The organism is Pseudomonas sp. YH-1 (assembly GCF_051990045.1).
Lineage (GTDB): Bacteria > Pseudomonadota > Gammaproteobacteria > Pseudomonadales > Pseudomonadaceae > Pseudomonas > Pseudomonas nicosulfuronedens.
The window spans coordinates 2,898,012-2,910,156 of record NZ_CP178184.1 but is presented as its reverse complement, the minus strand read 5'-3'; the positions used below and the strand labels follow the sequence as shown (position 1 = coordinate 2,910,156).

Here is a 12,145-nt window from a genome sequence, read left to right as displayed (position 1 = left end):
CTCCACATTCAGATTTTAAGGGAACGTTTCGCTCAATATGGGCGAAACCCTCCCGATACAAGGTCTGGAATGGTAGCAATGGATACCGATTGCGTCAATCGGCGCCCCTGTTTTCCAATGCCCTTCGCGACGCCAGCCTCGTTCCTTTATTTTCGCCCAGCCTCGGAAATTGGGAGAGCCGCCCGTCAGTTCCCTCCTGCGGACATCCTTACCCGAAAAGGAAAAGCCCCGGCCATGCCGGGGCTTTTCGATTCCCGATCGACTAGTCGGCCAGACCCAGGCGCGAAACCTCGGCGAGGATGCTGTCCACCACTTCGTCGATGCTCATCGAGGTGGAGTCCACCAGGATGGCACCTTCGGCGGGTTTGAGCGGGGCGACCGCACGCTGGCTGTCGCGCTCGTCGCGGGCGCTGATTTCTTCGGCCAGTTGCGCCTGGTCGCTGTCGATACCCTTGCCCTTGAGCTGCAGGTAGCGCCGACGGGCGCGCTCCTCGGCGGAAGCGGTGAGGAATATCTTCAGCGGAGCACTGGGGAAGACCACTGTACCCATGTCACGACCGTCGGCCACCAGGCCCGGCGCTTCGAGGAAGGCGCGCTGGCGCTGCAGCAGCGCATCGCGGACCGCCGGCAGCGCGGCGACTTGCGAGGCGCCGGCACCCACCTGTTCGGTGCGGATGACGTCAGTGACGTCTTCGCCTTCAAGGATGATGTGCTGGCCCTGCCCGCCCTTGGCGTGGGTGAACTGTACGTCCAGGTGCGCCGCCAGGACCTTGAGGGCTTCCTCGTTGGTCAGGTCGATGCCGTGGTTACCGGCAGCGAACGCCAGCAGGCGATACAGCGCACCGGAGTCCAGCAGGTTCCAGCCCAGGCGCTTGGCCAGCAGACCGGCAACGGTGCCTTTGCCTGAGCCGCTGGGGCCGTCGATGGCGAGGACCGGCCATTCGCCGTTCATCAGTTATTCTCCTCGGCGACGCGAATGCCAGCGCCGGACGCGAGCCCGAGGAAGTTCGGGAAGGACGTCGCAACGTTGGCGCAGTCGTGGATACGGATCGGCGCGCCCGCACGCAGGGAAGCCACGCTGAAGGACATGGCGATACGGTGGTCGCCGTGGCTCCAGACTTCGCCGCCGCCATAGCTGCCACCATCAATGATGATGCCGTCCGGGGTCGGCTCGCACTTCACACCCAGGGCCAGTAGACCATCGGCCATGACCTGGATACGGTCGGACTCCTTCACCCGCAGCTCTTCCGCACCACGCAGCACAGTGCGGCCTTCGGCGTTGGCGGCAGCGACGAAGAGCACCGGGAATTCGTCGATGGCCAGCGGCACCAGGTCTTCGGGGATGTCGATGCCTTTCAGCTGCGCCGAACGCACGCGAATGTCGGCAACCGGCTCGCCGCCCACTTCACGCTGGTTTTCCAGGGTGATGTCGGCGCCCATGAGCTTGAGGATGTCGATGACGCCGGTACGAGTCGGGTTGATGCCGACGTGCTCCAGGGTCAGGTCGGAACCTTCGGCGATGCTCGCGGCGACCAGGAAGAAGGCCGCCGAGGAAATGTCGGCCGGGACTTCGATGGACGTGGCGGTGAGCTTGTGGCCGGACTCGACGCGGGCGGTGGCGCCTTCGACGTCGACCGGGTAGCCGAAGCCGCGCAGCATGCGTTCGGTGTGGTCGCGAGTCGGGGCCGGCTCGGTGGTGGAGGTTTCTCCGGCAGCGTAGAGGCCGGCGAGCAGCAGGCAGGATTTCACCTGGGCACTGGCCATCGGCATGTCGTAGTGCATGCCGGTCAGTTTCTGGCCACCACGGATGGTCAGCGGCGGACGACCTTCGGGACCGGTCTCGATCACCGCACCCATCTCGCGCAGCGGCTTGGCGACGCGGTTCATCGGGCGCTTGGACAGCGAGGCGTCGCCGGTCAGGGTGGTGTCGAACGGCTGGGCGGCGAGCAGGCCGCTGAGCAGGCGCATGGAGGTGCCGGAGTTACCCAGGTAGATCGGGCCGGGCGGGGTCTTCAGGCCGTGCAGGCCGACGCCGTGAACGGTCACGCGACCGTGGTGCGGGCCTTCGATGACCACGCCCATGTCGCGGAACGCCTGGATGGTGGCGAGGGCGTCTTCACCCTCGAGGAAGCCTTGCACCTCGGTCGTGCCTTCGGCCAGCGAGCCGAGCATGATCGAGCGGTGGGAAATGGACTTGTCGCCCGGTACGCGTACGCGCCCGGAGAGGCGGCCACCCGGCTGGGCCAGGAAAATCAGGTCATTGTTGTGCATGGCGTCCACATAGGCCCGGCGGGCCAGGATTTTGCTGAAATGCTCGCGGGCAACCCGGGCGCGGGTGAAGACGCCCATCAGTTGTTGCCCGTCCCCTTGATCGACGGCCTCGCGCAGGTCATCGAGGTCGTCACGGAATACGTCGAGGATGCGCAGCACCGCCTCGCGGTTGGCGAGGAAGATGTCGTGCCACATCACCGGGTCGCTGCCGGCGATCCGCGTGAAGTCGCGGAAGCCACCAGCGGCATAGCGGAAGATTTCCAGATTCTCGCTGCGTTTGGCCAGCGAGTCGACCAGCGTAAAGGCCAGCAGATGCGGCAGGTGGCTGGTGGCGGCGAGGACTTCGTCATGGTGTTCGACGGCCATCTGCTCGACATCCGCGCCCAGCTCGCGCCAAAGGCTCTCGACGCACTGGATCGCGTCCGCGTCGGCATTATCCAGCGGCGTGAGGATAACTTTATGACGGCGGAACAGTTTTGCGTTGGCCGCCTCGACCCCGCTCTGCTCGGAACCGGCGATGGGATGACCGGGAACGAAGCGTGCCGGCATGCCGCCGAATACCGCTTTCGCGGCGCGCACCACGTTGCCCTTGGCGCTGCCCACGTCGGTGAGAATCGCGCTGCCAATGTCGAGGGTGGCGAGCTCGCCGAGGACCTTCTCCATGGCCAGGATCGGCACGGCGAGCTGGATCACGTCGGCGTCACGGCAACCGACGGCGAGGCTTTCCTCGCAGCGATCGACCACGCCCAGTTCCACCGCCAGACGGCGGGTTTCCGGGTCACGGTCGACGCCGACCACTTCGTCGAACAGCCCCTTCTCGCGGATGCCCTTGGCGAAGGAGCCGCCTATCAGGCCGAGCCCCACCACCACCAGACGATGCAGCTTGCGTGGCTGGACATCAGGCACGGGCAAGCACCTTGGCCAGGGCGTCGAGGAAGCGGGCGTTCTCGGCCGGCAGGCCGATGGAGATGCGCAGGTGCTGCGGCATGCCGTAGCCGCCCACCGGACGGACGATCACGCCCTCGGCAAGCAGGGCCTGGTAGATCGGGCCGGCATCACGCTTGAGGTCCACGGCAATGAAATTGCCCTTGGACGGAATCCACTGCAGGTCCAGCGCGCGCAGGCCGCTTTCCAGCTGGGCCATGCCTTCGTCGTTGATGCGCTTGCCTTCGGCCAGGTACTGCGCGTCGTCCAGCGCGGCGCAGGCGGCAGCCAGAGCCAGGCTGTTGACGTTGAATGGCTGGCGTACGCGGTTGAGCACGTCGGCGACCTGCGCCGAGGAGATCGCGTAGCCGACCCGCAGCGACGCCAGGCCGTAAGCCTTGGAGAAGGTGCGCGAGACCAGCAGGTTCGGGTAGCGGGCCAGGTACTTCAGGCCGTCCGGCAACTCTTCGCCTTCGGCGTACTCGATGTAGGCCTCGTCGAGCACCACCAGGACGCTTTCCGGGACTTGCGAGAGGAAGCGCTCCAGCGCGTCCGGGCCGAACCAGGTGCCAGTGGGGTTGTTCGGGTTGGCGATGAAGATCACCCGGGTGTTGGCGTCGATGGCCGCCAGCATGGCTTCCAGGTCATGTCCCCAGTCCTTGGCCGGCACGACCTTGCCCTGGGCGCCGACAGCCTGGGTGGAGATTGGATAGACGGCAAAGGCGTACTGGCTGAACACGGCATTCAGGCCAGGAGCCAGATAGGCACGGGCAACCAGGTCGAGAATGTCGTTGGAGCCGTTGCCCAGGGTGACCTGCGCGGTATCGACGCTGCAGCGGGCAGCCAGGCGACTTTTCAGTTCGAAACCGTTGCCATCGGGATAGCGGGTCAGTTCGGCCAGCTCGGCACGAATAGCCTCGAGGACCTTCGGGCTCGGGCCCAGCGGGTTCTCGTTGCTGGCCAGCTTGACGATGCCGGCGGGGTCGAGCTTCAGCTCGCGGGCCAGCTCATCGACCGGCTTGCCGGGCACGTAGGGGGAAAGCTTCTGCACGCCCGGCTGGGCCAGGGCAAGGAAATCACACGACATCGCTAAAAGCCTCAAGCTATGGGCCGCAAGCCATCAACCATCCACCGACGTGTCGGCAGCTTGCGGCCCTGGCTTGCGGCTCGCGGTTTCAGAGAACCGCTTTGGGGTACGAGCCCAGCACCTTCAGGGCAACGGCTTCGCTGTTGATCTTCTCCAGCACGTCCTTGATCAGCGGGTCCTTGTGGTGGCCGATGAAGTCGATGAAGAACACGTAGGTCCACTTGCCGCTGCGCGACGGCCGGGTCTCGATACGGGTCAGGTCGATGCCGTTGTTGTGGAACGGCACCAGCAGCTCGTGCAGAGCACCCGGCTTGTTGCGCATGGAGACGATGATGGAGGTCTTGTCGTCGCCGGTGGGCGGCACTTCCTGGTTGCCGATCATGAGGAAACGCGTGGAGTTGTCCGGGCGGTCCTCGATCTTCTCGTGCAACTTGTCGAGGCCGTACAGGCTGGCCGCCATGTCGCCGGCAATCGCCGCGCTGTTCCACTCGCTTTTCACTCGCTTGGCGGCGTCGGCGTTGCTGGAGACCGCCACACGCTCGACATTCGGGTAGTGCGCGTCCAGCCACTTGCGGCACTGGGCCAGGGACTGGGCGTGGGAATAGATGCGGGTGATATTGCTGGTCTTGGTGTTCTCGCCCACCAGCAGGTGGTGGTGGATGCGCAGCTCGACTTCGCCACAAATCACCATGTCGTGCTCGAGGAAACTGTCGAGGGTGTGGTTGACCGCGCCCTCGGTGGAGTTTTCCACCGGCACCACGCCGAAGTTCACCGCACCGGCGGCGACTTCGCGGAACACTTCGTCGATGGCCGCCATCGGTGTGCTGATGACCGCGTGGCCGAAGTGCTTGAGCGCCGCGGCCTGGGTGAAGGTGCCTTCCGGGCCGAGGTAGGCCACTTTCAGCGGCTGTTCCAGGGCCAGGCAGGAAGACATGATCTCGCGGAACAGACGAGCGACTTCCTCGTTGTCCAGCGGGCCCTTGTTCAGCTCCATGATGTGCTTGAGCACCCACGCCTCGCGCTCGGGCCGGTAGAACACCGGCTTCTCGCCTTCGGGCAGGGCCGCCATCTTCACCCGCGCCACATCGGTGGCGCAGCGGGCGCGTTCGCTGATCAGCTCGAGGATCTTCTCGTCGAGGCTGTCGATGCGTACGCGCAAAGCCTTGAGCTGGTCAGCGTCGCTCATCAGCCGTGCTCCTTCTCGAACTCGGCCATGTAGCCGACCAGGGCTCCGATGGCATCCAGGCCCAGGGCGTTATAGATGGAGGCACGCATGCCACCCACCGAACGGTGGCCCTTCAGGTTGAGCAGGCCGCGCGCATCGGCGCCTTCGAGGAAGGCCTTGTCGAGCTTCTCGTCGGCCAGGCGGAACGGCACGTTCATCCAGGAACGGGCGCTGGGCTGGATCGGGTTGGTGTAGAAGTCGCTGTTGTCGATGAAGCCGTACAGCATGTCCTTCTTGGCGCGGTTGCGCTGCTCCATGGCGTCGACGCCGCCCTGCTCCTTCAGCCACTGGAAGACCAGGCCGGAGAGGTACCAGGAGTAGGTAGCCGGGGTGTTGTACATGGAGCCGTTATCGGCGGCGACCTTGTAGTTGAGCATGGTCGGGCAGATGCTGCGGGCGCGGCCCAGCAGGTCTTCGCGAACGATGACCACCACCAGACCGGACGGGCCGATGTTCTTCTGCGCGCCGGCGTAGATCAAGCCGAACTTCGAGACGTCGGTCGGACGGGAGAGGATGTCCGAGGACATGTCCACCACCAGCGGGACGTCGCCGACTTCCGGAATCCAGTCGAACTCCAGGCCGCCGATGGTCTCGTTGGACGCGTAGTGCAGGTAAGCGGCGTCCTTGGACAGGTTCCACTCGTTCTGGCCGGGAATGGCGAAGTAGTCGTACTTGGATGCGCTGGCAACCACGTTGACGTTGCCGTAGCGACGAGCCTCTTCGATGGCCTTCTTCGACCAGATGCCGGTTTCCACGTAGTCCGCCACGCCGTCTTCGGGCAGCAGGTTCAGCGGGATCTCGGCGAACTGCTGGCTGGCGCCGCCCTGCAGGAACAGCACCTTGTAGTTCGACGGCACGCCCATCAGGTCGCGCAGGTCCTGCTCGGCCTTCTCGGCGATGGCCACGTAGTCGTCGCTACGGTGGCTCATCTCCATGACCGACAGGCCCTTGCCCTGCCAATCCAGCAGCTCGGCGCGGGCGCGCTCCAGCACCTCGGTGGGAAGCGCCGCGGGACCGGCGCAGAAGTTAAAGGCTCGCTTGCTCACATCCACTCTCGCTATCAGTCTTCGCTGGCCTGCGGGGCTTCTTCAGCCGCAGCTTCGCCTGCTTCTGGGTTCTCTTGCGACACTTCGCCCTCGACGATCTCGCCGTCGATGACGTCGTCTTCGTCGTCCACCACGGTCGGCTCCTGCACCCGCTCCAGGCCCACGACGGTCTCGTCGGCGGCCAGCTTGATGAGGATCACGCCCTGGGTGTTACGGCCAGCGCCACGGACTTCGTCGACGCGGGTACGCACCAGGGTGCCCTGGTCGGAAATCAGCATGATCTCTTCGCCGTCCAGCACCTGCACGGCACCTACCAGGTTGCCGTTACGCTCGTTGATCACCATGGCGATCACGCCCTGGCCGCCACGACCGCGACGCGGGTAGTCGGCCAGCGGGGTGCGCTTGCCGTAGCCACGCTCGGAGGCGCTGAGGATCTGCGCTTCGCGGCACTCGGGGATCAGCATGGAAATGATGCGCTGGCCTTCGGCCAGGCGCATGCCGCGCACGCCACGGGCGTTACGGCCCATGATGCGCACCTTGCTTTCCTTGAAGCGGATTACCTTGCCAGCGTCGGAGAACATCATCACGTCCTTCGAACCGTCGGTGATCGCGGCGGCGATCAGCGAGTCGCCCTCTTCCAGCTTCAGGGCGATCAGGCCGTTGGAACGCGGCTTGGTGAACTGGATCAGCGGGGTCTTCTTCACGGTGCCTTTCATGGTGGCCATGAAGATGTACGCGCCGGTCGGCTCGTCCTGGCTGAAGTCGGCGTCGTCGCCCTCCTCGGCCTCTTCGGCTTCCACCACTTCGGCGACCTGCTCGGCAACCACGTCGTCGTCTTCGTTGTCATCACCGGCAAACTGGGCGCGCACGGCTTCCAGGTCGATCTGCAGCATCGCGGTGATGCGCTCGCCTTCATCCAGCGGCAGCAGGTTCACCAGCGGGCGACCACGGGCGGTACGCGAGGCTTCCGGAATCTCGAAGGTGCGCAGCCAGTAGACCTTGCCCTTGCTGGAGAACAGCAGCAGCGTGGCATGGCTGTTGGCGACCAGCAGGTGTTCGATGTAGTCCTCGTCCTTCACGCCACTGGCGGACTTGCCCTTGCCACCGCGACGCTGGGCCTCATAGGCAGCCAGCGGCTGGGACTTGGCGTAGCCGCCGTGGGAGATGGTCACCACGCGCTCTTCTTCGGTGATCAGGTCGGCGATGGTCAGGTCCATCTGCGACGCGACGATCTCGGTGCGGCGGGCGTCGCCGAACTCGGCCTTGACCTTCTCCAGCTCCTCGCGGATGACTTCCATCAGGCGCTCGGGGTTGGTCAGGATGCGGATCAGCTCGCCGATCAGAGTGAGGATTTCCTGGTACTCGGACAGGAGCTTCTCGTGCTCCAGGCCGGTCAGGCGGTGCAGGCGCAGCTCGAGGATGGCCTGGGCCTGTTCCGGCGACAGGAAGTACTTGCCGTCACGCAGGCCGTACTGCGGGTCCAGGTCTTCCGGACGGCAGGCATCGGCACCGGCACGTTCGACCATGGCTTCCACGGCGCTGGATTCCCAGCCGGTGGAAATCAGGCGCTCCTTGGCCTCGGCCGGGGTCGGCGAGGTCTTGATCAGCTCGATCACCGGATCGATGTTCGACAGGGCGACGGCCTGGCCTTCGAGGATGTGGCCACGCTCGCGGGCCTTGCGCAGTTCGTAGACGGTCCGGCGGGTCACCACTTCACGGCGGTGACGGATGAAGACCTCGAGCATGTCCTTGAGGTTCATCGTGCGCGGCTGGCCGTCGACCAGGGCTACCACGTTGATACCGAAGACGCTCTGCAGCTGGGTCTGGGCGTAGAGGTTGTTCAGCACGACCTCGCCTACTTCGCCGCGGCGCAGCTCGATGACCACACGCATGCCGTCCTTGTCGGACTCGTCGCGCAGCTCGGTGATGCCTTCGATCTTTTTCTCTTTCACCAGCTCGGCGATCTTCTCGATCAGGCGAGCCTTGTTTAGCTGGTAGGGCAGCTCAGTGATGATGATCTGCTGGCGGTTGCCGCCCTTTTCCATGTCCTCGATGGTGGCGCGGGCACGGATATAGACGCGGCCACGACCGGTGCGATAGGCCTCGATGATGCCCGCACGACCGTTGATGATGCCCGCGGTCGGGAAGTCCGGGCCGGGGATGTACTGCATCAGGTCGTCGATGGACAGCTCGGGGTTATCCATCAGCGCCAGGCAGCCGTCGATCACCTCGGTGAGGTTGTGCGGCGGAATGTTGGTCGCCATGCCCACGGCAATACCGCTGGAACCGTTGACCAGCAGGTTCGGGATCTTGGTCGGCATGACTGCCGGGATCTGCTCGGTGCCGTCGTAGTTGGGCACCCAGTCGACGGTTTCCTTGTCCAGGTCCGCCAGCAGCTCATGGGCGAGCTTGGACATGCGCACTTCGGTGTATCGCATGGCCGCGGCGTTGTCGCCGTCCACCGAACCGAAGTTGCCCTGGCCGTCGACCAGCATGTAGCGCAGCGAGAACGGCTGGGCCATGCGGACGATGGTGTCGTATACCGCGGTGTCGCCGTGCGGGTGGTACTTACCGATCACGTCACCGACCACACGGGCGGACTTCTTGTAGGGCTTGTTCCAGTCGTTGCCCAGTTCGCTCATGGCGTACAGGACGCGGCGATGCACGGGCTTCAAGCCGTCGCGTGCATCGGGCAGGGCACGACCGACGATCACGCTCATGGCGTAATCGAGGTAGGACTGTCGGAGTTCGTCTTCGATGTTGACCGGGAGGATTTCTTTGGCCAGTTCGCCCATGAGAAGCCTGGTTCCTTTTTCAAATGGGACTCCGCCAAGCCCGTCCTGAGCCCGGCGGAGCGCGGTGCGCCATCAAAGCGCCACCGACTCTCTACAAATCAACGACTTGGCCGTTGATCCGCGATGCTGTGGGGGCCGAAAAAATGCCCCATCAAGAACCGTCGGAGCTTACCACAAGCCAGGGTCAAACCCTACCCTCGCCCAAGCCCCTCGATGAATTGCCGCAGCCCCCGTCAGTGCAGGCGCTTGCGGCTCATCAACTGGGCCATCCGCTCGGTGTCCGGACGCTCGACGACGCCGCGCTCGGTCACAATGGCATCGATCAGATCGGCCGGAGTCACATCGAACACCGGATTGAAGGCTTCGACATCAGCGGCAACACGTTTGCCGCCGATTTCCAGGAGTTCGCGACCGTCGCGCTCCTCGATCGGGATGTCCTCGCCGCTTTCCAGACCCATGTCGATGGTCGAACTGGGGGCCACCACCATGAAGCGCACGCCGTGGTGCATGGCGGTGACCGCCAACTGGTAGGTGCCGATCTTGTTGGCGACGTCGCCATTGGCGGTGATCCGGTCGGCGCCGACGATGACCCAGGTGATGCTTTCGGTCTTCATCAGGTGCGCGGCGGCGGCATCCACGTTCAGGGTGACCGGCACACCTTCATTGGCCAGTTCCCACGCGGTCAGGCGAGCGCCCTGCAGCCAGGGACGGGTCTCATCGGCGTAGACACGCTCGATCAACCCTTCCAGGTGTGCCGCGCGCAGCACGCCCAGCGCGGTACCGAAGCCGCCGGTGGCCAGGGCGCCGGTGTTGCAGTGAGTGAGGATCTTCTGCGGACCGCCATGGTGCTTGCGGATCAGGTCCACGCCCAGTTGGGCCATGGTCAGGTTCGCCTCGCGGTCGCTCTCGTGGATCGCCACGGCCTCGGCTTCCAGCAGCGGCAGCGGGTCTTCGCCCGGTTTCAGGCGCTCCAGGCGATCACGCATGCGGTTCAGCGCCCAGAACAGGTTGACTGCGGTCGGACGCGACTCCGCCAGCACGGTGAAGTCGTCTTCCAGCGCCGCGCGCCAATCACCGCCGGCGGCTACGCGAGCGCGCAGGCCCAGCACCAGGCCGTAGGCGGCAGCGATGCCGATGGCCGGCGCACCGCGTACGACCATCTGGCGAATGGCGTCGGCCACGCCTTCGGCGGTCTCGTAGGACAGCCAGGTTTCCTCCAGCGGCAACAGGCGCTGGTCCAGCAGTCGGAGTGTGCCCTTGCGCCAATCAATGGCCGTAACCCGTTCGGCCGCCAACAGTCGCTCACGCATGGAACACCTCTTCATTCGAATGGAATCGCGGGCCGCTCCGGCGCCACGGAAATCACCCCGGAAACACCGGGAAACGGCGGAGTATACCGAGCCTGACGCCCTGGCGCTCGGCTATACTCGGCGCCTTTATCCACGCGCCCAGGATGCGCTTCATGCCGACCGAAAAAGCCCCGCTCGACCTGCTGCTCTTCCCCACCTGGATCGTCCCCGTCGAGCCCGCCGGCGTCGTCCTGCGCGATCACGGCCTGGGCATCCGCGATGGCCGCATCGCCCTGCTCGCCCCCCGTGCCGAGGTGCTGCGCCACCCAGCCACGGAAACCCGCGAGCTGCCGGGCATGCTGCTGTCCCCCGGCCTGATCAACGCCCACGGCCACGCGGCAATGAGCCTGTTCCGCGGCCTGGCGGATGACCTGGCGCTGATGACCTGGCTGCAGGAACACATCTGGCCGGCGGAAGCCAAGTGGGTCAGCGAGGACTTCGTCCGTGATGGCACCGAACTGGCCATCGCCGAGCAGCTCAAGGGCGGCATCACCTGCTTCTCGGACATGTACTTCTTTCCGCAGGTCGCCTGCGAGGTGGTGCACAAGGCCGGCGTGCGGGCGCAGATCAGCGTGCCGGTGCTGGACTTCCCGATCCCCGGCGCCCGCGACGCCGACGAAGCGATCCGCCAGGGCCTGGCGCTGCGCGACGACCTCAAGCACCACCCGCGCATCAAGGTCGCCTTCGGCCCGCATGCGCCCTACACGGTCAGCGACGACAAGCTGGAAAACATCCTGATGCTCGCCGAGGAACTGGACGTCGGCATCCACATGCACGTTCACGAGACCGCCTTCGAGGTCCAGCAGGCGCTGGAGAAGAATGGCGAGCGCCCGCTGGCCCGCCTGCACCGGCTCGGCCTGCTCGGCCCGCGCTTCCAGGCCGTACACATGACCCAGGTGAACGACGAGGACCTGGCCATGCTGGTGGAAACCAACAGCTCGGTGGTGCACTGCCCGGAATCCAACCTCAAGCTGGCCAGCGGTTTCTGTCCGGTGGAACGGTTGTGGCAGGCCGGCGTCAATGTCGCCATCGGCACCGACGGCGCAGCCAGCAACAACGACCTCGACCTGCTCGGTGAAACCCGTACCGCCGCCCTGTTGGCCAAGGCCGTTGCCGGCCAGGCCACCGCGCTGGACGCTCACCGCGCCCTGCGCATGGCCACCCTGAACGGCGCCCGCGCGCTGGGCATGGAACAGGAAACCGGCAGCCTGGAGCTGGGCAAGTCCGCCGACATCACCGCCTTCGACCTCTCCGGACTGGCCCAGCAGCCGGTATACGAGCCGGTTTCGCAGGTCATCTATGCCAGCGGTCGCGACTGCGTGCGCCACGTCTGGGTCGGTGGCAAGCAACTGCTGGACAACGGCAAGCTCACCCGCCTGGACGAAGCGCGCCTGATCGCCGTCGCCAGCGAGTGGGGCCGCAAGATCGCTGGCGCCTGAGCCCTGACT

8 protein-coding genes are annotated in these 12,145 nt (G+C 65.4%); 1 reads left to right on the top strand and 7 read right to left on the bottom strand.

Features of this window, described 5'->3' with window-relative positions; genetic code table 11:
- Positions 1 to 262: 262 nt before the first annotated feature.
- The 7 genes from cmk to mtnA all read right to left on the bottom strand — a co-directional run bounded on the left by cmk (position 263) and on the right by mtnA (position 10,658).
- On the bottom strand, positions 263 to 952 hold the full coding sequence (gene cmk / locus ACKI1H_RS13595) for a (d)CMP kinase (RefSeq protein WP_138522596.1): 690 nt from the start codon (positions 950 to 952) through the stop codon (positions 263 to 265).
- Positions 952 to 3,177, bottom strand: a complete 2,226-nt coding sequence (locus ACKI1H_RS13590) for a bifunctional prephenate dehydrogenase/3-phosphoshikimate 1-carboxyvinyltransferase (RefSeq protein ID WP_440468611.1) — start codon at positions 3,175 to 3,177, stop codon at positions 952 to 954. Before ACKI1H_RS13590 ends, cmk begins: the two co-directional genes overlap by 1 nt.
- A complete protein-coding gene (hisC, locus tag ACKI1H_RS13585; protein WP_440468610.1) occupies positions 3,170 to 4,282 on the bottom strand; it encodes a histidinol-phosphate transaminase in 1,113 nt (370 codons plus the stop codon). Before hisC ends, ACKI1H_RS13590 begins: the two co-directional genes overlap by 8 nt.
- Before the next feature lie 88 nt (positions 4,283 to 4,370).
- Positions 4,371 to 5,468 carry a prephenate dehydratase gene (gene pheA / locus ACKI1H_RS13580; protein WP_138522602.1) on the bottom strand — a complete coding sequence of 366 codons (1,098 nt, stop codon included), beginning with the start codon at positions 5,466 to 5,468 and terminating at the stop codon, positions 4,371 to 4,373.
- Positions 5,468 to 6,553, bottom strand: a complete 1,086-nt coding sequence (gene serC, locus ACKI1H_RS13575) for a 3-phosphoserine/phosphohydroxythreonine transaminase (RefSeq protein ID WP_440468609.1) — start codon at positions 6,551 to 6,553, stop codon at positions 5,468 to 5,470. Before serC ends, pheA begins: the two co-directional genes overlap by 1 nt.
- A gap of 14 nt (positions 6,554 to 6,567) precedes the next feature.
- Positions 6,568 to 9,348 (bottom strand): DNA gyrase subunit A, encoded by a 2,781-nt coding sequence (gene gyrA / locus ACKI1H_RS13570; protein ID WP_440468608.1) that lies wholly within the window; start codon positions 9,346 to 9,348, stop codon positions 6,568 to 6,570.
- 233 nt (positions 9,349 to 9,581) lie between these two features.
- Positions 9,582 to 10,658: an S-methyl-5-thioribose-1-phosphate isomerase gene (mtnA, locus tag ACKI1H_RS13565; protein WP_081517944.1), complete on the bottom strand. Its 1,077-nt coding sequence runs from the start codon at positions 10,656 to 10,658 to the stop codon at positions 9,582 to 9,584.
- 152 nt (positions 10,659 to 10,810) lie between these two features.
- On the opposite strand from mtnA, the gene ACKI1H_RS13560 reads away from it, so the two are divergent.
- The gene (locus tag ACKI1H_RS13560) at positions 10,811 to 12,136 is read left to right on the top strand and encodes a TRZ/ATZ family hydrolase (RefSeq protein WP_440468607.1); all 1,326 of its coding nucleotides are present in this window, start codon (positions 10,811 to 10,813) and stop codon (positions 12,134 to 12,136) included.
- The last annotated feature ends 9 nt before the right edge of the window (positions 12,137 to 12,145 follow it).

Coding starts and splice junctions, on each gene's coding strand:
- cmk (WP_138522596.1), bottom strand. CDS start 952: ATGAACGGCGAATGGCCGGTCCTCGCCATCGACGGCCCCAGCGGCTCA.
- hisC (WP_440468610.1), bottom strand. CDS start 4,282: ATGTCGTGTGATTTCCTTGCCCTGGCCCAGCCGGGCGTGCAGAAGCTT.
- pheA (WP_138522602.1), bottom strand. CDS start 5,468: ATGAGCGACGCTGACCAGCTCAAGGCTTTGCGCGTACGCATCGACAGC.
- gyrA (WP_440468608.1), bottom strand. CDS start 9,348: ATGGGCGAACTGGCCAAAGAAATCCTCCCGGTCAACATCGAAGACGAA.
- mtnA (WP_081517944.1), bottom strand. CDS start 10,658: ATGCGTGAGCGACTGTTGGCGGCCGAACGGGTTACGGCCATTGATTGG.
- ACKI1H_RS13560 (WP_440468607.1), top strand. CDS start 10,811: ATGCCGACCGAAAAAGCCCCGCTCGACCTGCTGCTCTTCCCCACCTGG.